Annotated in this window: 24 protein-coding genes and 1 tRNA gene; 9 read left to right on the top strand and 16 right to left on the bottom strand. The window is 69.0% G+C overall.

The window, feature by feature from the left end:
- Positions 1 to 8: 8 nt before the first annotated feature.
- The gene (locus tag DY023_RS13015) at positions 9 to 350 is read right to left on the bottom strand and encodes a carboxymuconolactone decarboxylase family protein (protein ID WP_116242765.1); all 342 of its coding nucleotides are present in this window, start codon (positions 348 to 350) and stop codon (positions 9 to 11) included.
- Positions 351 to 566: 216 nt separating this feature from the next.
- Between DY023_RS13015 and DY023_RS13020 the strand changes: the two genes are divergently transcribed.
- The 4 genes from DY023_RS13020 to DY023_RS13035 are packed head-to-tail and all read left to right on the top strand — an operon-like array spanning position 567 to position 4,169.
- The gene (locus DY023_RS13020) at positions 567 to 1,004 is read left to right on the top strand and encodes a DUF6325 family protein (RefSeq protein ID WP_116242766.1); all 438 of its coding nucleotides are present in this window, start codon (positions 567 to 569) and stop codon (positions 1,002 to 1,004) included.
- A gap of 38 nt (positions 1,005 to 1,042) precedes the next feature.
- The gene (locus tag DY023_RS13025) at positions 1,043 to 1,357 is read left to right on the top strand and encodes an SHOCT domain-containing protein (protein ID WP_245958695.1); all 315 of its coding nucleotides are present in this window, start codon (positions 1,043 to 1,045) and stop codon (positions 1,355 to 1,357) included.
- 5 nt (positions 1,358 to 1,362) lie between these two features.
- Positions 1,363 to 3,726, top strand: coding sequence for an arylsulfatase (locus DY023_RS13030; RefSeq protein WP_116242816.1), 2,364 nt, complete (start codon positions 1,363 to 1,365; stop codon positions 3,724 to 3,726).
- 32 nt (positions 3,727 to 3,758) lie between these two features.
- Positions 3,759 to 4,169 carry a DUF7144 family membrane protein gene (locus DY023_RS13035; RefSeq protein WP_116242817.1) on the top strand — a complete coding sequence of 137 codons (411 nt, stop codon included), beginning with the start codon at positions 3,759 to 3,761 and terminating at the stop codon, positions 4,167 to 4,169.
- A gap of 56 nt (positions 4,170 to 4,225) precedes the next feature.
- Here DY023_RS13035 and msrA read toward each other — a convergent pair whose 3' ends face one another.
- A complete protein-coding gene (gene msrA, locus DY023_RS13040; RefSeq protein WP_116242768.1) occupies positions 4,226 to 4,783 on the bottom strand; it encodes a peptide-methionine (S)-S-oxide reductase MsrA in 558 nt (185 codons plus the stop codon).
- Between the two features lie 85 nt (positions 4,784 to 4,868).
- On the opposite strand from msrA, the gene DY023_RS13045 reads away from it, so the two are divergent.
- Positions 4,869 to 6,719 (top strand): bifunctional metallophosphatase/5'-nucleotidase, encoded by a 1,851-nt coding sequence (locus DY023_RS13045; protein WP_116242769.1) that lies wholly within the window; start codon positions 4,869 to 4,871, stop codon positions 6,717 to 6,719.
- A 66-nt stretch (positions 6,720 to 6,785) separates the two neighbouring features.
- Here DY023_RS13045 and DY023_RS13050 read toward each other — a convergent pair whose 3' ends face one another.
- Positions 6,786 to 7,658, bottom strand: coding sequence for an LLM class flavin-dependent oxidoreductase (locus tag DY023_RS13050; protein ID WP_116242770.1), 873 nt, complete (start codon positions 7,656 to 7,658; stop codon positions 6,786 to 6,788).
- Between the two features lie 96 nt (positions 7,659 to 7,754).
- Between DY023_RS13050 and DY023_RS13055 the strand changes: the two genes are divergently transcribed.
- Positions 7,755 to 8,987, top strand: a complete 1,233-nt coding sequence (locus tag DY023_RS13055; protein ID WP_116242771.1) for a glycosyltransferase — start codon at positions 7,755 to 7,757, stop codon at positions 8,985 to 8,987.
- 144 nt (positions 8,988 to 9,131) lie between these two features.
- Complete coding sequence (locus DY023_RS13060) at positions 9,132 to 9,740, top strand: GH25 family lysozyme (protein ID WP_245958696.1); 609 nt, start codon at positions 9,132 to 9,134, stop codon at positions 9,738 to 9,740.
- 47 nt (positions 9,741 to 9,787) lie between these two features.
- Here the strand turns inward: DY023_RS13060 and DY023_RS13065 are convergent.
- The 10 genes from DY023_RS13065 to DY023_RS13110 all read right to left on the bottom strand — a co-directional run bounded on the left by DY023_RS13065 (position 9,788) and on the right by DY023_RS13110 (position 20,385).
- A tRNA-Gln gene (locus DY023_RS13065) sits at positions 9,788 to 9,859 on the bottom strand.
- A gap of 91 nt (positions 9,860 to 9,950) precedes the next feature.
- Positions 9,951 to 11,240 (bottom strand): threonine/serine exporter family protein, encoded by a 1,290-nt coding sequence (locus DY023_RS13070; protein ID WP_116242772.1) that lies wholly within the window; start codon positions 11,238 to 11,240, stop codon positions 9,951 to 9,953.
- An 85-nt stretch (positions 11,241 to 11,325) separates the two neighbouring features.
- The gene (gene gltX, locus DY023_RS13075) at positions 11,326 to 12,837 is read right to left on the bottom strand and encodes a glutamate--tRNA ligase (protein WP_116242773.1); all 1,512 of its coding nucleotides are present in this window, start codon (positions 12,835 to 12,837) and stop codon (positions 11,326 to 11,328) included.
- 43 nt (positions 12,838 to 12,880) lie between these two features.
- Positions 12,881 to 13,630 (bottom strand): class I SAM-dependent DNA methyltransferase, encoded by a 750-nt coding sequence (locus DY023_RS13080; RefSeq protein WP_116242774.1) that lies wholly within the window; start codon positions 13,628 to 13,630, stop codon positions 12,881 to 12,883.
- Positions 13,631 to 13,674: 44 nt separating this feature from the next.
- Complete coding sequence (locus tag DY023_RS13085; protein ID WP_116242775.1) at positions 13,675 to 14,433, bottom strand: class I SAM-dependent methyltransferase; 759 nt, start codon at positions 14,431 to 14,433, stop codon at positions 13,675 to 13,677.
- Complete coding sequence (locus tag DY023_RS13090) at positions 14,430 to 15,695, bottom strand: MFS transporter (RefSeq protein WP_116242776.1); 1,266 nt, start codon at positions 15,693 to 15,695, stop codon at positions 14,430 to 14,432. The genes DY023_RS13085 and DY023_RS13090 overlap by 4 nt, the downstream gene beginning before the upstream one ends.
- A complete protein-coding gene (locus tag DY023_RS13095; protein WP_116242777.1) occupies positions 15,692 to 16,462 on the bottom strand; it encodes a fumarylacetoacetate hydrolase family protein in 771 nt (256 codons plus the stop codon). The genes DY023_RS13090 and DY023_RS13095 overlap by 4 nt, the downstream gene beginning before the upstream one ends.
- A 143-nt stretch (positions 16,463 to 16,605) precedes the next feature.
- Positions 16,606 to 17,718, bottom strand: a complete 1,113-nt coding sequence (locus DY023_RS13100; protein WP_116242778.1) for a branched-chain amino acid aminotransferase — start codon at positions 17,716 to 17,718, stop codon at positions 16,606 to 16,608.
- Between the two features lie 53 nt (positions 17,719 to 17,771).
- Complete coding sequence (locus tag DY023_RS13105; protein ID WP_116242779.1) at positions 17,772 to 18,821, bottom strand: 3-isopropylmalate dehydrogenase; 1,050 nt, start codon at positions 18,819 to 18,821, stop codon at positions 17,772 to 17,774.
- 34 nt (positions 18,822 to 18,855) lie between these two features.
- Positions 18,856 to 20,385 carry an MFS transporter gene (locus DY023_RS13110; RefSeq protein ID WP_116242780.1) on the bottom strand — a complete coding sequence of 510 codons (1,530 nt, stop codon included), beginning with the start codon at positions 20,383 to 20,385 and terminating at the stop codon, positions 18,856 to 18,858.
- Positions 20,386 to 20,487: 102 nt separating this feature from the next.
- Between DY023_RS13110 and DY023_RS13115 the strand changes: the two genes are divergently transcribed.
- Complete coding sequence (locus tag DY023_RS13115) at positions 20,488 to 21,030, top strand: TetR/AcrR family transcriptional regulator (protein WP_116242781.1); 543 nt, start codon at positions 20,488 to 20,490, stop codon at positions 21,028 to 21,030.
- Between the two features lie 117 nt (positions 21,031 to 21,147).
- Here the strand turns inward: DY023_RS13115 and serA are convergent, their stop codons facing one another.
- From serA to DY023_RS13130, 3 genes are all read right to left on the bottom strand, one after another.
- Positions 21,148 to 22,752, bottom strand: a complete 1,605-nt coding sequence (gene serA, locus DY023_RS13120) for a phosphoglycerate dehydrogenase (RefSeq protein ID WP_116242782.1) — start codon at positions 22,750 to 22,752, stop codon at positions 21,148 to 21,150.
- A 126-nt stretch (positions 22,753 to 22,878) separates the two neighbouring features.
- Positions 22,879 to 23,220, bottom strand: coding sequence for a hypothetical protein (locus DY023_RS13125; protein ID WP_245958697.1), 342 nt, complete (start codon positions 23,218 to 23,220; stop codon positions 22,879 to 22,881).
- Positions 23,217 to 23,723: a hypothetical protein gene (locus DY023_RS13130; protein WP_116242783.1), complete on the bottom strand. Its 507-nt coding sequence runs from the start codon at positions 23,721 to 23,723 to the stop codon at positions 23,217 to 23,219. The genes DY023_RS13125 and DY023_RS13130 overlap by 4 nt, the downstream gene beginning before the upstream one ends.
- 75 nt (positions 23,724 to 23,798) lie before the next feature.
- On the opposite strand from DY023_RS13130, the gene DY023_RS13135 reads away from it, so the two are divergent.
- Complete coding sequence (locus DY023_RS13135) at positions 23,799 to 24,710, top strand: hypothetical protein (protein WP_245958698.1); 912 nt, start codon at positions 23,799 to 23,801, stop codon at positions 24,708 to 24,710.
- Positions 24,711 to 24,753: the final 43 nt, after the last annotated feature.

The raw sequence follows: 24,753 nt of genomic DNA on the forward strand, positions 1-24,753 counted from the left end.
TCCGGCATTCACGCGGACGGGAACCGGTCGACCGGCCCGGCCTGATCCTCATCGAGCCCCAGGGCCACGATGAGGCGCTGCGCAGCGGCGACCACTCTCGGCACCCCGACGGTCGGAGCCGTGATCATCACGATCCGCACCAGTTCCGCGGCGCTCACCTGCGCGCGCACCGCCTCATCCACGATGGCCCCGAAAGAGGCATCCGTCCCGCCCACGGCGATGAGCGCGGCGAAGCGTGCGATGAGGTCGTCTCTGGGCGCACTCTCCTGGGCCGCCGAGGCGGGGACGAGATCGGAGTCGATGTCCTGCGAGTGGATGGCGAGGCGGCGCAGCTGCTCGATGTGATCCACCGTCGCCCTCCCTGCCGCTGATCGTCCGGACTTCACCATTCCACGCCGTACCGTGCACCACCGCATCATGCAGATCGGACGAACCCGGGTGGTTCATGCGATCTACATGATGCCTCCGCCTGCGCCGCTGGTCAGGATGGCGGTACGGCGGGGAGGGCCGGGATGCGCGGGCACTGCCACGCGCCTCTCCGCAGAATCGGAAGGAATCGGGGAATCATGCAGGATCTGGAGTACGGTCCCGTCGAGTTCGTGCTGGCGACGTACGACGCCGCCGCATCACCGGCAGGGATCATCGACGCGGTGCTGGAGCTGGCGGATGCGGGGACGGTGCGTCTGCTCGATCTCGTGGATGTCGCACGAGGCGAGGACGGCACGCTGCGGTTCGTGGAGATCGACGAGTCGAGCATCTCCTTCGGAGAACTCGACCTCGCGGAACAGGGACTCGTCACCGAGGAGGACCTCAACGACTTGGGCGACCGCCTGCCACCCGGCAGCGCGGCGCTGCTGCTCGCGGTCGAACTCACCTGGGCGAAGCACCTCGCCTCGCAGTTCGTCGCCGCGGGCGGCGAGGTCATCGATTCGATCCGCATTCCCGCGGCGATCGTGAACGAAGCACTCGCCGCGGGCGGCGAACTCGACGGAGTGGAGGCATAGTCATGCTCGGAAGGATGGGCCGACCCGGTCTGATCGGAATGGCTGCACGGACGGCGGTCGTCGCCGGCACGGCGACAGCGGTGAGCGGCAATGTGGCGCGACGCCAGAACGCCCGCGCTGAACAGAAGTACGAGGCGCAGCAGTACGAGATGCAGCAGGCGGCCGCGCAGGCCGCCCCGGCCCCGGCCCCGGCCACGGCCCCGACGCCTCCGGCGCCTGCTCCGGCTCCCGCAGCGCCGACCGCCGGCGGTGTCGACGTCGTCGCCGAACTGCAGAAGCTGGCGACGCTCAAGTCCCAGGGGCTGCTCACAGACGCCGAGTTCGAAGCCGCCAAGGCGCGGCTGCTGGGGTGACGGTCATGACCCAGGAGAACGCCGCATCGCCCCGCTCCGTCATCGGAGCACCGCTGCCCACCGCGCGCACGCTGCCCTTCCCGCCGAAGCCCTCCGGGAGCATTCCCGGGCGCACGCTCGCGGAGTCCACCTACTCGCCTCTGCCCGCCGAGCGCCGGCTCGGAGAGCAGGCGCCGAACGTGCTCGTCATCCTCATCGACGACGCGGGTCCGGCGCTGCCCAAGCCGCTGGGCGGGCTCGTGGAGACTCCGACACTCGACCGCATCCGTTCGAACGGCCTCGGCTACAACCGTTTCCACACCACGGCGATGTGCTCGCCGACCCGGGCTTCACTGCTCACCGGTCGCAACCATCACCGCGTGGGCAGCGGACAGATCGCCGAGCTCGCCAACGACTGGGACGGCTACTCGGGCCACATCCCGAAGTCGAGCGCGACGATGGCGGAGGTGCTCCGCAACTACGGGTACTCGACCGCGGCCTGGGGCAAGTGGCACAACACGCCCGCGGAGGAGACCACCTCAGCGGGTCCGTACGACCGCTGGCCCACCGGCTACGGCTTCGAGTACTTCTACGGTTTCCTCGCGGGTGAGGCGTCGCAGTACGAGCCGAACCTCGTGCGCAACACCACCGGCGTGCTGCCACCGAAGACACCGGAGGAGGGCTACCACCTCAGCGAGGATATCGCGGACGACGCGATGCACTGGCTGCGCGAGCACAAGGCGAACGCCCCGGACAAGCCGTTCTTCATGTACTGGGCGACCGGTGCGATCCATGGACCGCACCACATCATGAAGGAGTGGGCGGACAAATACGCCGGGAAGTTCGACGACGGGTGGGACGCGTATCGCGAGACCGCCTTCGCCGGCGCCAAAGAGGCCGGGTGGATCCCGGAGTCCGCCGAGCTGACTCCCCGCCCGGACAACCTGCAGGGCTGGGACGAGATCCCCGACCATCAGAAGCCCTTCCAGGCGCGCCTGATGGAGGTGTGCGCCGGATTCGGTGAACACGCCGATGTGCAGGCCGGGCGGCTGATCGACGAGGTCGAGCGGCTGGGCTACCTCGACGACACGATCATCCTGTACATCTGGGGCGACAACGGCTCGTCCGGCGAGGGCCAGAACGGCACGATCAGCGAACTGCTCGCGCAGAACATGATCCCGACGACCATCGACCAGCACCTCGCGGCGCTCGAGGAACTCGGCGGGCTGGACGCGCTGGGTTCCCCTGCGACCGACAACCAGTACCACGCAGCGTGGGCCTGGGCGGGCTCGACGCCGTATCAGGGCATGAAGCTGATGGCCTCGCACCTCGGCGGTACGCGCAACCCGATGTTCGTGCAATGGCCAGGGCGCATCGCACACGACCCGGAGCCGCGCACGCAGTTCCACCACGTGATCGACGTCGTCCCGACCATCTACGAGATCCTCGGCATCTCGCATCCGGAGACGGTGAACGGCATCCCTCAGGATCCGATCGACGGCACCAGCTTCGCCTACTCGATCGACGATGCACAGGCCGAAGGACGCCATCGGGTGCAGTACTTCGAGGTGATGGCGAGCCGGTCGATCTACTCGGACGGGTGGATCGCGTCGGCCACCGGACCCCGTCTGCCGTGGGTGCCGGGTGCGCCTCCCGGCATCGCGACGTGGACGCCGGATGCCGATGTGTGGGAGCTCTACAACCTCGACGAGGACTGGAGTCAGGCGCACGACCTCTCCGCTGAGCACCCGGACAAGCTCACCCAGCTGAAGGAGCTGTTCGCGATCGAGGCGGCGAAGAACGACGTTCTGCCCGTCGGCGGCGGGCTGTGGGTGCCGGTGTACCACCCGGAGTTCCGGCTGGGACCGTCGTACACGGAGTGGGAGCTGTCCGGCGACACGGTGCGCATCCCGGAGTTCTGCGCGCCGGCGCTCGGCAACAAGCCGAACACCGTCACGATCCAGGCGACACTGCCCGAGAAGGCGAACGGCGTGCTCTACAAGCTCGGCGGCGCCGGCGGCGGCCTCACGGCCTACGTCGTCGACGGCGTGCTGCACTACGAGTACAACCTGTTCCTCGTGCAGCGCACGATCATCGCCGCGGAGAAGCCGCTGCCTGCGGGCGCGATGACCATCGAGATCGACACGACGTACCTGGAGCCTCGTCCCGGTGGTCCGCTGAAGGTGGTCATCCGCGCCGACGGCGCGGAGGTGGGATCCGGAACGGTTCCGGTCAGTGCGCCGCTGCTGTTCTCGGCGAACGACTGCCTCGACATCGGACGCGCCTACGGCGGCGCCGTCTCCCGAAGCTACGCGGAGCGGATGCCGTTCGCCTTCGACGGATCGATCGATGCCGTCCACATCGCCTATCACGTGCCGGCCGGCGCGTGAGGCACCTGAAGGACCTACGGAAAGGAGACATGATGTCCACTGCTGAGACGACCGGATGGGTCGGCTGGGGCTGGTTCGCCGCGATCATGCTGATGACGGCCGGGATCTTCGACGCGATCTACGGCCTGGTCGCGATCGTCGGCCCCGACAGCGCCTACTTCCTGACGGGAACCGGCACCCTGTTCATGTTCGATGTCGCAGGCTGGGGCTGGTGGCACCTGATCAGCGGCGCCCTGCTCATCATCGTCGGCATCGCGCTGTTCAGCGGTGCGACCTGGGCCCGCGTCATCGGCGTGATCCTCGCCGTGCTGAGCGCGATCAGCCAGCTGTTCCTGCTGCCGGTGCAGCCGTGGTGGTCGACGATCGTGATCGTCATCGACATCCTCGTCATCTACGCGCTGACCGTGCACGGGCGGGAGTTGAAGACCGCTGCCGCGCGCTGACCGTCCCCCGGCACAAAGGCCTCCGCTTCGGCGGGGGCCTTTGTGCCGTCACAGACTCAGGCGGTCGCGTCCGCGTCCCGCCGGGGCAGTACCCATCCCGCGCGCGGGAAGTGGCAGGTGTAGCCGTCCGGGTAGCGGATCAGGTAGTCCTGGTGCTCGGGCTCAGCCTCCCAGAACGGACCGGGTGCCTCGATGGTGGTCACGGCCTCTCCCGGCCACAGGCCGGAGGCGTCGACGTCGGCGATCGTGTCGCGAGCGACCCGCTCCTGCTCCGCGTCGAGCGGGAAGATCGCCGAGCGGTAGCTGGTGCCGATGTCGTTGCCCTGCCGGTTCAGGGTCGACGGGTCGTGGATCTGGAAGAAGAAGGCGAGGATGTCGCGGTACGTGGTCTTCTCGGGGTCGTAGACGATCTCGACGGCCTCGGCGTGGCCGGGGTGGTTGCGATAGGTGGCGTGGTCGTTCTGCCCGCCGGTGTATCCGACGCGAGTGCTCAGCACGCCGGGCTGGCGACGGATGAGATCCTCCATGCCCCAGAAGCAGCCGCCGGCGAGGACGGCGGTCTCTGCGCCCGGCTGACGAGTGATGGATCCGGTGTCTGTGATGCCGCTGGTCATGGCGGTGCTCCTTCGTCTGAGGGTCTTCATCCTCTTCAACCATCTTCCTCCCTCAGAAGTTCCCGCCTGACGTATCTTGAGTCTCATGACAGATGAAACTCAGCACCTTCCCCAGGCTGAAACTCCCGACATCATCCATGACCACCGTTCCGGCGTCAGCCGGCGTGGATTCCTCACCGGCGTCACCGCCGCCGGCGCCCTCGCCGCCGCGGGCTGGGCGGCGAACCCCGAGTCCGCATCGGCGGAGCAGGGCGGCGTCGGCAAGACCGTCACGATCACCGTGATGGGCTCGTCCGACATCCACTCGAACGCGCTGAACTGGGATTACTACAAGGATGCCCAGTACAGCGACAAGGACGGCAACGCCGTCGGCCTCGCCGGCCTGGCGAGCGTCATCAAGAAGGTCCGCGCCGACCGAGGATCGGACCGGACCCTGCTGTTCGACGCCGGCGACACGATCCAGGGCACGCCGCTCGGCTCGTACTACGCCACGGTGAAGCCGATCACCGAGACCGGCGAGACGCACCCCATCGCCCGTCAGATGAACGCGATCGGCTACGACGCCGTCGCCTTGGGCAACCACGAGTTCAACTACGGTCTGGACTTCCTCGGCGCCTGGATCTCGCAGATGGACGCCCCGGTCCTGGGTGCCAACGCCGTGCGCGCGGGGACGACGGTTCCCGCATACACGCCGTATGTGATCAAGACCCTGAACCTGAAGGGCAGCAAGCCCATCCGAGTCGGCGTGCTCGGGCTGACCAACCCCGGCATCGTGATCTGGGACAAGCCCTACGTCGAGGGCAGACTCGAGGTGCTGGACATCGTCCAGACCGCACAGCGTTGGGTGCCGATCATCCGTGATCAAGGCGTCGACGTCCTCATCGTCAGCTTGCACTCCGGCGACAGCGGCAAGTCCACGTACGGAGACGACCTGCCTGTCGAGAACGCCGCCGCTCTGCTGGCCGAGCAGGTGCCCGGGATCGACGCGATCCTGCTCGGGCACGCGCACAAGGACATCCCGCAGCGCTTCGTCACGAACGCGGCCACCGGTGAGCAGGTCGTGCTCAGCGAGCCGATGTGCTTCGGCCAGCGCCTGAGCGTCTTCGACATCGAGCTGCAGCAGGTCAAGGGGCAGTGGAAGGTCGTCTCCAAGAAGGCCACGACCCTGCTCACCGGCGGCGTGCAGCAGGATCCCGAAGTGGTCGCGGTCGTACAGGCGCAGCACGACACGGTCGTCGAGTACGTGAACACGACCATCGCCACCTCCACGGAGGAGCTGTCGACGGCGGAGTCCTGCTGGCGCGACACCGCCATCCTCGACTACATCCACAAGGTTCAGGTCGAGACCGTCACCAAGGCGCTGGCCGGGACGGCGGACGAGGGGCTGCCGGTGCTGTCGATCGTCGCGCCGTTCAGTCGCACGGCGTCCTTCCCGGCCGGTGCCGTGTCGGTGCGCGATGTCGCGGGTCTGTACACCTTCGACAACACCCTGCTCGGATCGGTGCTGACCGGCGCGCAGGTGAAGGACTACCTGGAGTATTCGGCGAAGTACTTCACGCAGGTCGCCCCGGATGCGCCGATCGCTCCCGACAGCTGGACCCGCGCCGACGGCACGGCTGACTACTACTTCGACCAGCTCTCGGGCGTCACCTATGACATCGACATCGCTCAGCCGCGCGGTTCGCGAATCGTGAACCTCGCGTGGAACGGCGTCCCGGTGACGGCGGAGCAGAAGTTCGTGCTCGCGGTGAACAACTACCGTCAGTCCGGCGGTGGGAACTTCCCGCACATCGCCACCGCGCCGGTGATCTACAACGCACAGGTCGCGATCCGCGAGGCGATCGTGGCGACGGCGTCGGCGGAGGGCACCATCGACCCGAAGAACTTCCACGTCGAGAACTGGCGGCTCACGCGCGCCGGCACGCCCGTGTTCTGACGTTCCGAGGCCACGCTGAAGGCCCGGCGCATCTGCTCTCGCGGCAGCGCCGGGCCTTCGGCACGCTCAGAGCAGCTGCGGTGCGCCCTCGGTGATGATCCGTTCGAACGCACGCTGATCCGCGGCGAACTGCGTGTCCGGGATCGGCCAGTGCAGCACGATCTCGGTGATGCCGGCATCCCGGTAGTCTCCGGCGGTGTCCAGGAACTGCTCGACGCTGTCGAGCGGCCGATCCTCGGTGAATCCGGTCAGCAGGATGCGCTCCACGGTCGCCGGCTCCCGGTCGGCCTCCTCGCAGGCGCGCTCCAGCCGCGAGACCTGCTCGCGCACCAGCGCGAGTGACTCTGCGGCAGTCTCGCCGCCGCCGGTCGTCACCCAGGCCTGCCCGTACCGCGCAGCGAGGCGGTACCCGCGCGGGCCCGTGGCGGCGATCGCGAACGGCACGCGCGGCCGCTGCACCGGACCGGGGATGTTCCGCGCCTCATGCGCGCGGTACGCGCCATCCGTCTGCGTGACCGCCGGCTCGGTGAGCAGCCGATCGAGCAGGGCCGTGAAGTCCCGGAGCCGGTCGGCGCGTTCTCGTGGAGACCACGGCTCCTGGCCGAGCACGGTCGCGTCGAATCCGGTCGTCCCCGCACCGAGACCGATCGTGATCCGTCCGCCGGAGAGGTCGTCCAGCGTCATCACGTCCTTCGCGAACAGCACGGGCTCGCGGTAGTTCGGCGAAGTGATGAGCGTGCCCAGGCGCAGCCTCGTGGTGACCGCCGCAGCCGCCGCGAGCGTCGGCACTGCACCGAACCAGGTCTCATCGCGGAAGGTGCGCCAGGACAGATGGTCGTAGGTGTAAGCCGCGTGGAAGCCCAGATCGTCGGCCGCCCGCCAGATCGCGGATGCCTCGCCCCATCGCCAGACGGGCAGGATGCAGGTGCTGGTTCGCATGAGCCCAGGCTGTTCCTCACCTCCGCACCTGGCTGCGGGGAGCCGGTCCTGGGATGATGGACTGCCGCTGTTCCGGAGCGCGGCCGAGAGGCACTGATGGCGACGATCCTGTTCTGTCCCGTGACGTTCAACCTCGCCGAGACGACGCGGATGATCGAGATCGCGCGGGCCCTGGACCCCGCCGATCACGCCGTGTTCATGGGGTACGAGGAGGACTTCGCGCACCTCATCACGGATGCGGGTTTCGAGTACCGCCCCTGTCAGCCGGCCCTGACCAGGGACGAGCGCGACCAGCTGATGAAGCTCGACCAAGGCAGGACGTTACGCAGCCCTCTGACCGACACGCTGGTCTCCGCGCGCGTGGACGTGGAACGGGAGATGATCCGGGAAATCGGCGCCGCGGCGGTGGTGATCGGCTCGAACGTGACCTCGATGATCTCAGCTCGCGCTGAGAATGTGCCTCTGGTCTACGCCGTGCCCTTCGCACTGACCCGCCCGCAGGTGGAGCAGACGGCCAGGCTCGGACTCGTGCGCGGCTCGGGACGCATGGCGCGCGCCCTGGATCGGATGGCGACCTGGGCGATGCGGTTGGCGTACGACCACGCGCCGCTCGCACCGCGATCGTTCGGACGGGTCGCGAGGGCGAACGGTGCCCCGCCGCTGAAGACGCTGGTGTCGATGCTCGAGGCCGATCACAATCTGCTCACCGTGATGCCATGGGAGCTGGATGGATACCGGTTGCCGCCCGCGTATACGCGGGTGGGACCGATCTTCGCGCACATCGAGGTGCCAATGCCCCGGCTGGTCGAGGAGCTCGCCGCGCAGGAGACCCCACTGGTCTACCTCGGCCTCGGCTCCTCGGCGAACCGGTCGATGGTGCTCGCAGCGGCATCGCAGTTGGCCACTCTGCCGGTGAACGTCATCGCCCCGGTGAGGCACTACCTGCGCGATGACGACGTGCTGCCTGCGAACGTGCACGTCACGGATCTGCTCCCCGCACACCGCCTGGGCGGGCTGGTCGACGCCGCCGTGCTGCACGGCGGGCAGGGCACGGTCCAGACGTCCTGTGCAGCCGGCATCCCGTTCGTCGGGATGGGACTGCAGCCGGAACAGGTCTGGAACGTCGATCAGTGCGTGGCACAGGGCAACGCGCTCGCTCTTTCGCCGAAGCGGGCCGGCTCCTCCGCCCTCACGGACGCCGTACGCCGGCTGCTATCGGATCAGGCCATACGGGATGCCGCGGAACGCGTGCGCGCCGCGTACGCGTCCGAGGACGGTGCTGCGGCATCTGCGCGATTCATCCGCGAGCTGGTCGACTCGCGTCTGTGAGCATGGGGCAGACTGGGGCGATGAGTCGCCTGCGAAGACGCCTGGTCATCATCTCCACGAGCATCGTCGCAACACTCGGCGCCCTCGCGATCCTCATCTTCACCGGAGTCGTCTGGCCTTCGCGGATGCTGGCCGGGCTACCCGGTGCGCGGCATCGACATCTCGGCCTGGCAGGGCGAGGTCGACTGGGATGTCCTCGCCTCACAGGACATCGACTTCGCCTACATCAAGGCGACCGAGGGCTCCTCGGCGATCGACTCCCGGTTCGCCGCGAACTGGGCCGGTGCCGGGCGGACCGATCTGCTGTTCGGCGCCTACCACTTCGTGAGCTTCGAGAGCAGCGGCGAGGCGCAGGCCGCGCACATCATCGAGACGGTCCCTGTGGGCGGAACGCTCCCGATCGCCCTGGATCTGGAGTACTACGGGGAGTTCTTCGCGCACCCGCCCACGCGTGCCGAGGTGGACGCGATCCTCGGTCCGCTCATCCAGCGCCTGGAGGAGCACTACGGGGCACCGCCGGTCATCTACGCCACGTCGCAGTCCTACGACCGGTACCTCTCGGGCGCCTATCCGGAGAATCCGATCTGGAGTCGTTCTCTCGTGCTGCCACCCGGGCTGAACGACGGACGGAACTGGACCATCTGGCAGTACTCGGACCACGACCGGCTGGACGGCTACCGCGGCGAGGAGCAGTACATCGACATGAACGTCGCAGGCGGCACGCGAGACGCGATGGCCGAGCTCGTCAGGTGACTCCGGAAAGCAGAAAACCCCCGCCGGAGCGGGGGTTTTCTCATCTGCTGGGGTACCTGGACTCGAACCAAGAATGGCGGTACCAGAAACCGCTGTGTTGCCAATTACACCATACCCCAAGGGCGAAACCGGAGCTCCGCACCGAGAGTCAAGCTTACCCGACTCCTGCGCAGGGGCAAAACCGGCTCGGTATCCCGCGCGCGTCGCGGCTCACAACTCGCCCATGCGTGCCGGCTTGACCCAGCGCAGGAACACCGTCGACCGAGTGATCCGTGCCAGGTCGGCGAGCAGCGCCCCCACCTTCGTGCCGATGCTCAGGCTGAGGAACATCATCAGCGCTGTCGTGACGGCCTGCGGATCGAAGCTCGCCAGTGACACCAGGCCGATCGTGCCGGGCACCAGCAGAAGGAAGGCGGGCTGGAACGACACGGTGGCGGGCACGGCCAGCGTGACGCGCTCCAGCACTCGCGCGGCGACGAAGAGAAGGGCACCGGCGACGCCGGTCGCCACGACGTTCCCCATCATCGGGCTGAGCACCGCCAGCACGGCGTAGGTCCCGGTCATCACGACGACGCACACCACCGTCAGCCGGAAGCCGGATCCGAATGCCAGGCCGATCCCGATCGCGAGGATCACCACGGCGATCCACGCCATCCACAGCGGCGGCAGAGACGCCCATCCGCTGTGGTCGTTCGTCAGCTGCACCGCGTCTCCGACGAGGGCCGCGGATGCCGAATCGATGTGCATCCCCGTCAGCGTGGCGCCCGCGAAGACGCCCGCCGCCATGAATGCGAGCATGATCAGTCCGTACATCAGCCGGGACGCCCCGGTGACGATGTCCGTCGAGGTGAGCTCCAGCAGCGCGTTCGTGATCAGCGCACCCGGCACCAGGATCGCGATCGGCGCACACACCGCGAACAGCGGCACCGGTGACAGGTCCAGGGCGTTCGCGGCCGTGCCGACCAGGATCGTCGAGACGAACGCCGACACGAACGGGGCGACCGCGGCCGCGGCGCGCACCCGCATCATCATCAGCGTCAGACCGCCGACGATGAGCCCGACGACCAGCGCCAGCAGGATCGCCCACCAGGGGCAGCGGAACAGCGCGGCCAGCGATCCCGCGAGCAGCCCGCAGCCGATCAGGCTCTGCAGCCCCGGCATCCGCCTCGGCGTCGCCCTGATCGCGGTCATCCGGGCGGGCGCGGCCTCCAGGGGCATTGCACCGGACTCGAGGTCGCGCACCAGTCTGCTGGCCTTCGCGGATTGCCGGAAGGTGAGGGCCGCCCCTTTGCCGATCACTGTCGTCGTCGCTGACGCGGCGCCGGGGCGGCTCACCATCACCATCTCGGGCAGGATCGCGAACTCGACGGGCGAGTCCGGCAGGGTGCGCCGGCTCACCTGCTCGAGCGTGCCGCGCACATCGGTGACCGACGTGCCGCACTCCAGCAGCAGCACCCCGAGGTCGCCGAGGATCACGTCCGTTCCGGACTCCGCGGTCACGGGATCTCCCTCATGATCGTGTGCCGCCCTTCGTCTCGTCGCTGCGCTCCTCGCTCAGGACCCGGACCACGGAACGTGGCGCGGGTCAGCCCGCGAGCTTCTCCCCCAGTGCCCGCAACCGGCGCAGCGACTCGTCCTTGCCGAGCAGCTCCATCGACTCGAACAGCGGCGGCGAGACGCGGCGGCCGGTGATCGCGACGCGCGGCGGGCCGTAGGCCACGCGTGGCTTCAGCTCGAGGCCGTCGATCAGCGCGGCGGACAGCGCCTCCTGGATCGTCTCGGGCGTGAACTCGTCGAGCGGCTCGAGGGCGGCGACGGATGCCTGCAGCACCTCGGCCGCGTTCGCGGGAAGCCCCTTCATCGCGTCGTCCTCGTACGAGACCTCGTCGGCGAACAGGAAGCCGAGCATGCCGGGCGCCTCACCGAGCAGCTGCATCCGCTCCTGCACCAGCGGCGCCGCGCGGAAGGCGAGCACGATCTGCTCGTGCGTGGGCTCAGCGCCGCCGAACACGTCGGCAGCTGCCAGGTAGGGCAGCAGCCGCTCGGCGAAGTCCTTGCCGTCCAGCATGCGGATGTGGTCGCCGTTGATCGACACGGCCTTCTTCTGGTCGAAGCGGGCCGGGTTCGGGTTGACGTCGGCGATGTCGAATGCCGCGACCATCTCGTCACGGGAGAACACGTCGCGGTCGGGACCGATCGACCAGCCCAGCAGCGCCAGGTAGTTCAGCAGTCCCTCGGGGATCATGCCGCTGGAGCGGTGCAGGAACAGGTCGGCCTTCGGGTCGCGCTTGGAGAGCTTCTTGTTGCCGGTCTCGCCGAGCACGAGCGGCATGTGACCGAACCGCGGGATGAACGTGGTCACGCCGGCGTCGATCAGCGCGGCGTACAGCGCGAGCTGGCGCGCCGTCGAGGGCATGAGGTCCTCGCCGCGCAGCACGTGCGTGACGCCCATCAGCGCGTCGTCGACCGGGTTCACGAACGTGTACAGCGGCACGCCGTTCGGGCGCACGATCACGTAGTCGGGGAAGGACCCGGCCGGGAAGGTGACCTCGCCGCGGATCAGGTCGACGTAGGTGAGGTCGTGGTCGGGCACGCGCAGGCGCAGCGCAGGCTCGCGGCCCTCGGCGCGGAACGCGGCCTTCTGCTCGTCGGTGAGGTCGCGGTCGTAGTTGTCGTAGCCGAGCTGCTTCGCGCGACCGGCGGCCTCGTTGCGGGCGTCGATCTCCTCGGCGGTGGAGAAGCTCTCGTAGACGAGCCCTGCGGCGACGAGCTTGTCGAGAACCTCGCGGTAGATGTCGTGACGTTGCGACTGACGGTAGGGCCCGTGCGGGCCACCCACCTCGACGCCCTCGTCCCAGTCGATCTCGAGCCAGCGCAGCGCGTCGAGCAGCTGCTGGTAGCTCTCCTCGCTGTCGCGCGCGGCGTCGGTGTCCTCGATGCGGAACACGAGCTTGCCGCCGTTGTGCCGCGCGTACGCCCAGTTGAACAGGGCCGTGCGGATCAGGCCGACGTGCGGCAGACCGGTCGGCGACGGGCAGAAGCGCACACGGACGTCGGCTCCGGTGGCGGTGGTGGTGCGGGGATCAGGAGTAGCCATAGCCCTTCGATTCTACCGAGAGCGGATGCCGCTCCCCGGCGCCTCAGAACGCGGCATCCTTCCGCCACACCGAGACGTGCGACTCGCTCTCCGCCGTGAACGGCACGCCGGTCCAGTCCGCGTGCCGCGACTCCAGGGACATGCCCGCGATGCGCGCCATCAGGTCGAGCTCCGCCGGCCACGCGTAACGGTAGTGGTGCGCCCCGTACCGGTAGCTGCCGTCGTCCTGACGCGTGTAGTGGTGCGAGATCGCGCGCTGGGTGACGAAATCGTACGTGTCGATCCCGGCATGCTCCTCCGATACGTCGAACGGCGCGGCGGCCTGACCCGGCGGCATCCGCCGCGCGGCCGGCACCTCGACCTCGACGACGAAGCGCCCGCCGGGCACGAGGTGACGCGCGGCGTTGCGGAAGCAGTCCACCTGCGCGTCCTGCGTCCAGAGATTGCCGATCGTGTTGAAGACGAGGTACACGAGGCCGAACTCGCCGGGCACCGTCGTGGAGGACATGTCGCCGATCACCACCGGGATGCGATCCGTCTTCTCCCGCAGTCGACCGGCCATCGCCGGGGAGTACTCCAGGCCGCTCACGGCGACGCCGCGCTCCTGCAGTGGGATCGCGACGCGGCCCGTGCCGATCGCGAACTCCAGTGCGGGACGCCCCTCCGCGCGTTCGGCGAGGAACGCCGACGTCGCGGCCAGCAGCTCCGGAGCGAACATCGGATCGTCCGGGTCGTCATACGCGTCGGCGGTCGCCTTGGTCCACAGGTCGCTGGGCACATCGCTGTCGCTCATCCCGACAGCCTAGAGCCGGAACACCGGCGTCGTCGCGCGGCGCCTCAGCGCAGTCGGTCGATCGCGAGCACAGCGGTCTGCGTCTGCGGGAGCGCGCCGTCCTGTGCCGTCGTCGCGACGATCTCGTCGAAGGCCGTGCGGAATCGCTCCCGCTCCTCGGCTGAGAGTCCGGCGTAGAAGGCTCCGGCTCCGGCGACTCCTCCGGTCACGGAGGTCCACAGCGTCTCAGCGGAGGGCCGCCAGGTCCAGGTGAGCTCGGTGACCTGCGGCGTCCAGCCTGCATCCCGCAGCATCCGACCGAAGCCTGCGGCCGTCCGTTCGAAGTCCTTGTCCGCGGGGAGGCCGTTACCGGTCGCCGGCGTGAGGCCGGATCGTGCGGTCACGTCCGCCCAGAAGCTCGACGGTGACGCCGACCAGGTGCTGGCGATCACGGTGCTCCGTGCGACACGCCGCAGCGCCGCAGCGCCCGCGCGGGGATCGGCCAGATGGTTCAGCACGAAGTTCGCCACGACCACGTCGAACGCGCCGTCCTCGAAGGCCAGTTCCGGCAGCATGCCGTCCGTCACTCGCAGCGACGGATGCCGCCGGAGTGCCGCCTCGCGCATGCTCGGCTCCGGCTCGGCCGCTGTGACCCGCCACCCGGCGTCGGCCCAGGCCGCGGCCAGCGTGCCGTCGCCGGCGCCGACGTCGAGCAGGGTACGGCCGTCGGCCGCGCCGGCGAGCTCTCGCAGCCGCGCGCCCGTGCCGGCGCACAGCGCGGCGTAGGAGGCGGCGTACGCGTCGCCCGTGCCGGCCCAGCTCATGCGGCCGGTCGCACGCGCGCCAGCGGCGACAGCGCGGTGATCGCGATGACGATCACGAGAGCCGCCGCGCCGAGGCCCCCGTAGCCGAAGTTCGTCAGCACCAGTCCGGCCAGTGCCGCGCCGACGGCAGCTGTCAGACTCATCAGCGAGTCGCTGATGCCCTGCCGGCGCGGACGCTGCAGCGTCGTCGACGACTCGGTCAGCAGCGCGGCGCCCGCCACGGTCGCTGCGCTCCAGCCCAGCCCCAGCAGGATCAGCGCCGCCATGACGCCGACCGGGTTCTCACCCGCGAAGATCGCGGTCAGCAGCGAAGCTGTGAGAAGGGCCTGGCCGAGCAGCACGACGCGGACACGTCCCCAGCGGTCGGAGAGGATGCCGAATACCGGAGAGAGTCCGTACATGCCGGCCACGTGCAGACCGATCGTCAGTCCCACAAGCGTGGTGACATCGGTCTCCGTGGTCGCCATGCCGTGCATGCCGTGAGCCATGTGCGAGAGGTGGATCGGGGTCATGGCCATCACGGAGGCCATCACGGCATGCGAGCCGGCGACCGCGAAGATCGCATAGCGCGCAGCGACGGGGCGGTCGACGGAGGCACCGAGCACGGCTCCTCTGCCCTCGTCGCGGGCGATCCGCAGCGCGAGCAGCAGCGGGTCGGGCCGCAGCGCGATCAGGTACAGCGCGAGTGCGAGCGCCTGGGCGATCAGCGAGAAGACGTACGAGCCGGTGAGATGCGGCATCCCCAGTGCCTGCCCGATGACTTCACCAGGCGTGAGCAGGAACGGCCCGGCGACGCCGCCGATCGTCGTCGACCAGACCACGATCGACAGATCGCGGCCCCGATGCTGCGCAGAGGCCAGGTCGGTCGCGGCGAAGCGCGACTGCAGATTGCCGGCATTCCCCATGCCGATCAGGATGACGCCCACCAGCAGCACCGGGAAGCTGCGGATGGATGCCGCGGTGATCACGATGCCCACGCCCACGAGCGCGAGCAGGTTGCCGGCGGTCAGCGACAGCCGGCGACCGCGACGGCTCGCGAACCGAGCCAGCGGGATGGCCGCGGCGGCGGCGCCGAGGGTGACCGATGCCGTCGCGAGACCGGAGAGTGCGTCGTCACCGGAGAGATCGGCGGCCAGCAGCGCGCCGAGCGACACCGTGGCGCCGAAGGCGATGCCGCCGAGAACCTGGCCGAGCGCGAGGACGCCGACCGTGCGGCGCTGGATGCGCTCCAGATCGCCCTGACCGAGTTCGGTCGCGGTCACGAGGCGTCGCGCACCGGGTTGCGGAGCGTGCCGATGCCGGAGACCTCGACCTCGACAGTGTCGCCCGCGACGATCGGGCCCACGCCCGCCGGGGTTCCGGTCATGATGACGTCGCCCGGCAGCAGCGTGAACACGGCGGATGCGTAGGCGATGATGTCCGCGACCGAGTGGATCATGTCGGACACCGGTGCCTGCTGGCGCACCTCGCCGTTGACGCGGGTCTCGATGGTCGCCGATGCCGCATCGAACTCGGTCTCGATGATCGGGCCGAGCGGCGCGAACGTGTCGAAGCCCTTGCCGCGGGTCCACTGGCCGTCCTTGCGCTGCAGGTCGCGTGCGGTGACGTCGTTGCCGACCGTGTAGCCGAACACGTGCTCGAGCGCGTTCTCGGCGTTGACGTTCTTCGCGATCCGGCCGATCACGGCGACCAGTTCACCCTCGAACTCGATCCGCTCCGAGAGGGCGGCAGGACGCACGATGGCGTCACCGGGGCCGACCACCGCGGTGTTCGGCTTCAGGAACAGCAGCGGCTCCTCGGGGGCGACGTTGCCGAACTCGGCGGCGTGGTCGTGGTAGTTGCGGCCGACGCAGAGCACCTTCGAGCGCGGGATCACGGGCGCAAGCAGCGCGGCGTCGGCGAGCGGCACGCGCTCCCCCGTCGGCTCGTATCCGGCGAACATCGGGTCACCCTCGAGTACGACGAGATCCCCGTCGTCCACGATGCCGAATCGGATGCTGCCCTCATGACTGAAACGCGCGATCTTCACCCGCTCAGCCTAGCCACCCGTCCTTCGTCACTTCGACTCGCTTCGCTCGCTCAGTACGACGCTCGCTTCGCTCCTCGCTCAGGACCCGGAGGTCGGATCCTGAGCGAGGAGCGAAGCGACGAGACGAAGGGCGTCGAGGCGGGTCAGGCGTCGAGGCGGAGGAGCCAGCCGTGCTTGTCCTCGCGGCGGCCGTACTGGATGTCGGTGAGCTCCTCGCGCAGCGACATCGCGAGCTCGGTCGACTGCGGTCCCTCGTGCACGATCTCGAAGTCGTTCGCCATGAGCTTGCCGATCGGCACGACCACGGCGGCGGTGCCGCAGGCGAACGCGCCGACGATCTCCCCGGATGCCGCGCCCTCGCGCCACTCGTCGATCGAGATCTTGCGCTGCTCGACCTTCAGGCCGCGGTCCTCGGCGAGCTGCAGGATCGACGCGAGCGTGATGCCCTCCAGAATCGAGTCGGACTCCGGCGTGAGCAGGCGCCCGTCATCGGTGACGAGCACGAGGTTCATGCCGCCGAGCTCCTCGATGTACTCGCCGTCGAGGAACAGCACCTGCTGGCAGCCCTTGGCGTACGCCTCCTCCTGCGGGAGCAGGCTCGAGGCGTAGTTGCCGCCGGTCTTGGCAGCTCCCGTGCCGCCGTGCCCTGCACGGGCGTAGTCGGTCGACAGCCAGATGTTCACCGGCTGCACGCCGCCCGGGAAGTACGCGCCGGCCGGGCTGGCGATCAGGTAGTAGCCGACCTTCTTCGCGGCCCGAACGCCGAGGAACGCCTCCTTGGCGAACATGAACGGCCGCAGGTACAGGCTCTCCTCGGGGTTGCTCGGCACCCAGTCGGCGTCCAGCGCGACGAGCTGCTTGAGCGACTCGATGAACAGTTCCTCGGGCAGCTCGGGCAGCGCGAGCCGACGGGCGGATCGCTGCAGGCGGGCCGCGTTGCGGTCGGGGCGGAACGTCCACACCGAGCCGTCGGCGTGCCGGTAGGCCTTGAGCCCCTCGAAGATCTCCTGCGAGTAATGCAGCACAGCCGCGGCCGGGTCGAGCGGAATGGGCCCGTAGGGCTGAACACGCGGACGGTGCCAGCCGCCCTTCTCGGACCAGCACAGGTCGACCATGTGGTCGGTGAAGTGCTGGCCGAACCCGGGGCTGCTCAGGATCTCGTCGCGCTCGGCGTCGGAGCGGGCGTTCTCATTACGGGTCACCTGCCAGATGAGGCCGGCGGGTGAAGGAGCCTGAAGGGGAAGTCCGATGGTCATGATGTGGTGTCCTGACAGGTCGAAAGCTGGCGAGTACTGCGCCGCATTCCAGATTACGCCCGGAGCCGGGCGATGATCGCGTCGCCGATCTGCGCGGTGCTGCGTGCAGCTCCTCGCTCGGCGATGTCCGCTTCGACCGCCTGCTGCACGCGGGCGGCCTCGTCACGCAGCCCGAGGTGGTCGAGCAACAGGGCGACGGACAGGATGGCGGCGGTCGGATCCGCCTTCTGCTGGCCCGCGATGTCGGGAGCCGAGCCGTGCACAGGCTCGAACATCGATGGGAAGGCGCCGGTCGGGTTGATGTTGCCCGAGGCTGCGAGTCCGATGCCACCGGTGACGGCGCCGGCCAGATCCGTGAGGATGTCGCCGAAGAGGTTGTCGGTGACGATCACGTCGAAACGCGAAGGGTTGGTGACCAGGAAGATCGTGGCCGCGTCGACGTGCAGATAGTCTACGGCGACGCCGGGGTGCTCCTGCGCCACCTCGTCGACGACCCGCTTCCACAGGCCACCGGCGTTCACCAGCACGTTGGTCTTGTGCACCAGGGTCAGACGGTTGTCGCGCCGCTCGGCGAGTTCGAACGCGTAGCGCACGACGCGCTCCACCCCGTAGGCGGTGTTCACGCTGGTCTCGTTCGCGACCTCATGCGGCGTGCCGCGGCGGATGCTGCCGCCGTTACCCACATACGGACCCTCCGTGCCCTCTCGGACCACGACGAAGTCCACCTCCCCTGGTTCGGCGAGGGGACCGGGCGCGCCGGCGAACAGCTTCGACGGACGCAGGTTCACGTAGTGATCCAGCTCGAAGCGCAGCTTCAGCAGCAGCCCGCGCTCGATGTTCGCGTCCTTCAGGCGCGGGTCGCCCGGCTGGCCGCCGACCGCACCCAGCAGGATGGCGTCGTGCGCGCGGATCGCGTCGAGGTCGTCGTCGGTGAGCGTGTCGCCGGTCTCGAGGTAACGCGCCGCGCCGAGCGAGAACGGCGTCTTCTCGAAGACGGTCTCGCCGCCGGCGGTCACGGCGTCGAGCACCTTCACGGCCTCGGCGATGACCTCGGGTCCGATGCCGTCACCGGGGATGACGGCCAGCTTCACAACACGCGACATGACACTCCTTGCTCGGGGACCGCCCCGCCACGCCTCAGGAGCGGGTGCGTGTTTTCAGCGTAGTCGCCGCGATGACCGCCGCGAGCACGACGAGTCCCGCCCCGATCATCGATGTCACGCCCACGCCGGAGCCGAAGGCGGCGGTCGCGGCATCCCAGACCTGCGTCGCCAGCGGCTCCGACAGGTCGTGCGAGACGGTGTACGCACCGGCAAGAGTCTCCCGAGCCGCCTCCGTCGCCGCAGCATCCAGCCCCTCCGGCAGCACCAGGGCTCCGCGGTAGAAGGCGGTGATGATGCCGCCGAGGATCGCGGTGCCGAGCACCGCGCCCAGCTCGTAGGCGGTCTCGGAGACCGCGCTGGCAGCGCCCGCCTTCTCCGGCGGTGCGCTGGCGAGGATCAGCTCGTTCGAAATGGTCTCGGCCGCGCCGATGCCGATGCCGAGCGACACGAACGACAGCACCAGCGCGGCGATCGATCCGCTCGTGAACGCCACCAGCAGATAGCCGAGCACCGAGAACATCAGTGCGGCGGGAATGAGGATGTGCGGCGAGACGCGACGCGAGACCGGCACGATCGCCAGGCCCGACACGATCATCGCCACCATGCCCGGCACCAGGGCGAACCCGGCGACCATGGGGGTCAGCCCGAGCACCAGCTGCAGGTGCTGGGAGACGTAGTACAGGAAGCCGACCAGCGCGACGACGCTGAGCAGATTCACCAGGATCGCGCCAGAGAACGTGCCGCGGCGGAACAGCGTCATGTCGAGCATGGGGATGTCGGCACGAAGCTGACGGCGTACGAACAACGCACCCATCGCGATGCCGAGCGCGGCCCACGCTCCCCCGGCCCAGGTCGGACCGTCGACGGCGAAGGACTTGATCGCGTAGACGACGGGGATCATCGCAGCCATCGACAGCAGGATGCTGATGGGGTCGATGCGGCCCGGGTTCGGGTCACGGCTCTCGGGCACCAGCAGCGGCGCGCAGATCAGCAGCGGGATGAGCACCGGCACCGCGATCAGGAACACCGAGCCCCACCAGAAGTGCTCGAGCAGGAATCCGCCCACGATCGGCCCGAGGGCGGACCCCGCCGAGAAGGCGGACGCCCACACCGCGATCGCCATGCGGCGCTGGTCGCGGTTGGTGAAGATCGACCGCAGCAGCGACAGCGTCGACGGCATCAGCATCGCGCCGAAGAAGCCGAGCAGCGCGCGGGCAGCGATCAGGGTGAGCGCCGTCGGCGCGAATGCCGCGAGGGCTGAGACGGCGGCGAAGCCGGTGGCACCGATGAGCAGCATCCGTCGGCGGCCGAACCGGTCGCCGAGCGTGCCCATCGTCACCAGCAGACCCGCGAGCACGAGCGGGTAGACATCGATGATCCAGAGCTGCTCCGCTCCGCTCGGCGACAGGGCGAGGGAGATTTCGGGCAGCGCGAAGCTCAGCACGGTGTTGTCGACCGAGACGAGCAGCACGGGCAGCATGAGCACGATGAGCGCCCACCAGCCGCGTGCCCCGACACGGGGTCCGTCGGTCTCCTGCACGGGGATCGATGCGGTGGTGGCCATGATTTCACGCTCTTCCTGTTCGGGGACGACCTGATAACTATACCGTCCGGTTGGTATAGTAATGGGTGCAGGCCTGAGCATCCACTGAGCAGAGGAGTTCCCATGCCGCGTCCGCCCCGCGCCAGGGAGGGCGTCCTCGACGCCTATGAGCGCCTCCTCATCGAGGACGGCGAGCGCGCTGCCACTCTCGACGCCACCGCGCGGGCGGCAGGCGTCTCGAAGGGCGGCCTGCTCTACCACTTCGGCTCGAAGGAGGATCTCGCCACCGGGCTGATCCAGCGGCTCTCCGACCTCGTCGACGCCGACATCGAGCGGATGAACGCCGCCGCCGAAGGCGTCGTGGCCTACTACCTCCGCACCTCGGTCGCGATCGATGACCCGCTCGATCGCGCCCTGATCGCCGCCTCGCGCCTTGCGCAAGGAGGGCACGTCGGCGCGATCGCCGCCCTGAACGACGTGAGACGGCGCTGGTCGGCGACGATCGCACCGCATGTGCGCGACGAGGCCGCGCTCGACCTCGTGATGATGCTCAGCGACGGGCTGTACTTCAACAACGCACTCGGCGGCGACGGCGGAGAGCGCCTGGTCCCCGACGAGGAGCGGATGCGGGCACTCATCGCCCTCGTGCTGAACGCGACCGCCTGAGCGGCGCCGAGACCTTTTCTCGGGCATGACATCGCGCCCGTCGGCCCCCGCGCACGGTCGCCGACGGCAAGCGGAACGGCCCGCCCTCGTGTGAGGACGGGCCGTTCCGCAGCGCTGTCAGAGGGTGGTGACCTCGATCTGGCGGAACAGGTCGGCGTCGATCGCCTCGCGGATCTCGTCGATGAGCTCGTCGCCGACCGGGGAGTCGAGCGTCAGCACGCTCAGCGCCTGATCACCGGCGGCGCGGCGGGCGATCTGCATGCCCGCGATGTTCACGCCGGCCTCGCCGAACTTCTGGCCGTAGACGGCCACGATTCCGGGGCGGTCGGTGTACAGCATCACGACGTGGTGCTGGCCGAGCGGCAGTTCGAGTGCGTGGTCGTTGATGCCGACCAGCTTCTCGATCTGCTTCGGACCGGTGAGCGTGCCGGAGACCGAGAGCTGCGATCCGTCCGAGAGTGCGCCGCGCAGTGTGATGACGTTGCGGTACTCCTCGCTGACGTCATCCTTGAGCAGTCGGACGGCCACGCCGCGCTGCTCCGCGAGCAGCGGTGCATTCACGTACGACACGGTCTCGCTGACGATGTTCGCGAACACGCCCTTGAGCGCAGCGAGCTTGAGCACACTGACGTCGTAGTCGTTCAGCTCGCCGTGCACCTCGACGTCGAGGCTGGTGAGCGGCGACTGCGCGAGGCCGGAGAACACCTGGCCGAGCTTCTCGACCAGCGCGATGCCGGGGCGCACGTAGGGGTCGATCACACCGCCGGCGACGTTGACCGCGTCGGGCACCAGGTCGCCGCCGAGCGCGAGGCGGACGGAGCGGGCGACCGAGACACCGGCCTTCTCCTGCGCCTCTTCGGTGCTGGCGCCGAGGTGCGGGGTGGCGACGACGTTCGGCAGCTCGGTGAGAGCGCGCGCGGTGCTGCCCTCGGCCGGCGGCTCGGAGGTGAACACGTCGAGTCCGGCACCGGCGATCTCACCGGTCTGCAGTGCCTCGAGCAGCGCGTCCTCATCGATCAGGCCGCCCCGGGCGACGTTGACGACGTACGCCGAGGGCTTCATCGCCTTGAGCTGCTCCGCACCGATCATCCCGGTGGTCTCCGGCGTCTTCGGCATGTGGATCGTGAGGAAGTCGGCCTCGGCCAGCAGCTCGTCGAGCGAGACGAGCTGCACGCCGAGCTGCTGCGCGCGGGCGCTGGTGACGTAGGGGTCGTACGCGATCAGACGCACGTCGAAGCCGCTCAGGCGGGCGGCGATCAGGGCGCCGATGCGGCCGAGACCGACGATGCCGACGGTCTTCTCGAGCAGCTCGGTGCCGGTGAAGCTCGAGCGCTTCCACGCCCCGGCCGCCAGCGACGCGTGCGCTGCGGGGATGTGCCGGGCGAGGCTGAGGATGTGACCGACGGTCAGCTCGGCGGCCGAGACGATGTTCGAGGTCGGCGCGTTGACGACCATGACGCCTGCGGCCGTGGCGGCCTTGATGTCGACGTTGTCGAGTCCGACGCCGGCACGGGCGACGACCTTGAGCTTCGGCGCGTGCGAGAGCGCCTCGGCGTCGATCTTCGTCGCCGATCGGACCAGGACGGCATCGGCGTCGGCGAGGGCGGCGAACAGCGCCTCGCGGTCGGTGCCGTCGACGTCGCGGACGTCGAAATCGGGGCCGAGGGCCTCGATGGTGGCAGGAGAGAGGACTTCGGCGATGAGCACGACGGGCTTCGGCACAGTGGATCCTTCGGGGCAGCGCGGCAGGCGGGAGAGAGCCGATGCGCCGCACACCGTCGGGGGCGCGATCGAGCACCACTGTACCCGAGGCGGCACGGTGCTCCCGACCGTATGACGCCCTGTGGATCAGGCCATCGCGATGCTGCGCATCATGTACGACAGCACGTTCAGCCAGAACACCGCCGACAGGCCGAGCCCGGCGAGCAGCGCGATGATGAACTGCCAGAGCGGTCGCCGCCGCGCGAGCACGATCGCGGCCGTGAAGACGAGCGCCGGAAGCACGGCCGCGAACAGCAGCGCGACCCAGTCCATCGCCTGCAGCCCGAACGGAGCGACGCCGATGAGGAAGGCGATGGCGTTCCAGATCAGGTACGCATAGGCGAGACCGGCCAGCCCGGTGATGAACCCGGTCAGCGCGGAACGAAGACGCGAGGGCGCGGGGTCGACGGCGTTCTCTGCGACGCTCATGCGGCGACTCCCCCGGTCATCACGAACGGCCACGGCACGAGGAACACGACGCCGGCGATCAGTGCGACCAGTCGCACCCAGCTGCGCGAACCGCGCGTCAGCATCCACGACGCCGCGAACCACAGCGCGGGCGCGGCGACGGCGATCACGAGGGTGGCGGTGTACATCACGCTCGGGATCAGGAACAGCGCGCCCGCCTGCATCCGCATGCCGCCGATCAGCCAGCCGATCGTGTAGAGCAGGTAGATGCCGCCGACGGCGCCGAGGGCCAGCAGCATCCCGGTGGACAGCCCCTCGTACTCCTCGTCGTCCTCCTCTTCCGCGACCTCGTCAGCGGCGGATGCCGCGGACGAGACCTTCGCGGGAGCGGCATCCTCCGCCGGTGCGGACTCGACGTCCTCTCTCCCCCGGCCGACGGCGTGCCAGCCCTTCGGCAGCGTGGGGCGATCCACGTCGGAATCGCCACCCCAGCTCAGGGCGTCATCGTCGGGATCGGATGTCATGTCTCCAGCGTAGCGATCAGAATCATGCGCCCAGTAGGCTCAGGGCGTTCAGCAAACACTCAGGAGGGGGCCATCGTGGCGGAGAGCGACGAGCAGGCAGTCGAGACGGATGCGCCGGGCTGGAAGCCCACGCCCGAGGCGAAGAAGAAGGCCACCACGTTCCGCTGGATCGCCGTCGCGCTCTGGATCGTCGCGATCATCGGCGAAGCGGTCGGCATCTTCTGGCTGCTGCGTCAGCGCGTGTACGTCGGCGAGGAGGGCACGTTCACCCGCGACCCCGAGACCGGGCTGGTGACCGAGAGCGGGGTGACCGCGATCTTCCCGCAATGGGCGTTCATCGCCCTGCTGGTGCTGCTGGTCGTGATCGCCGCCCTGTCGATCACCGGTTCCGTGCTGTGGAAGAAGGCGAACCGCCTGGACCCGGCACGCAAGTCCGACAAGGCGCGGTTCTTCGTGCAGAACCAGCTCGGCGCGATCATCGCGATCGTCGCCTTCCTTCCGCTGGTCATCCTGATCTTCCTGAACAAGGACATGGACAAGGGTCAGAAGGCGACGGCGGGCATCGTCGGCATCGCCCTCGCCCTGCTCGCCACCTACATCGGCATCGACTTCGCGCCGGCCTCGGTCGAGCAGTACACCGCAGACCAGTCCGCGGTCATCCAGATCCTCGGCGAGGACGAGGTGGTCTGGGTGGAGGGCGGCAAGGTCTACCACGTGTGCGACGAGGTGCCCGACATCCAGACCGGCAGCGAGAAGCTCACCGGCACCACTGCAGAGGCCGTCGCGGCCGGCAAGTACCGCCTCACCCTGCGCTTCGCCTCAGAGCTCAAGACGTGCGGTCTGCCCGTACCTGAGAACGCCGATGAGATCGCCGACGCGCTCCGCGAGATCCAGGCCGGCAGCGAGAACACGCCTCTGCCCGCCCCGGTGTGGGGCGACGACGTCACTCCCCCGATCGTGGTGGAGGACGCGGCGCCCGCGGAGTGAGACGACCGCGCCCGGAGAGGAAGGAAGGGAGGACGCCCGCTGC

The sequence above is a fragment of the Microbacterium bovistercoris genome (assembly GCF_003387575.1).
GTDB classification, from domain to species: Bacteria; Actinomycetota; Actinomycetes; order Actinomycetales; family Microbacteriaceae; genus Microbacterium; species Microbacterium bovistercoris.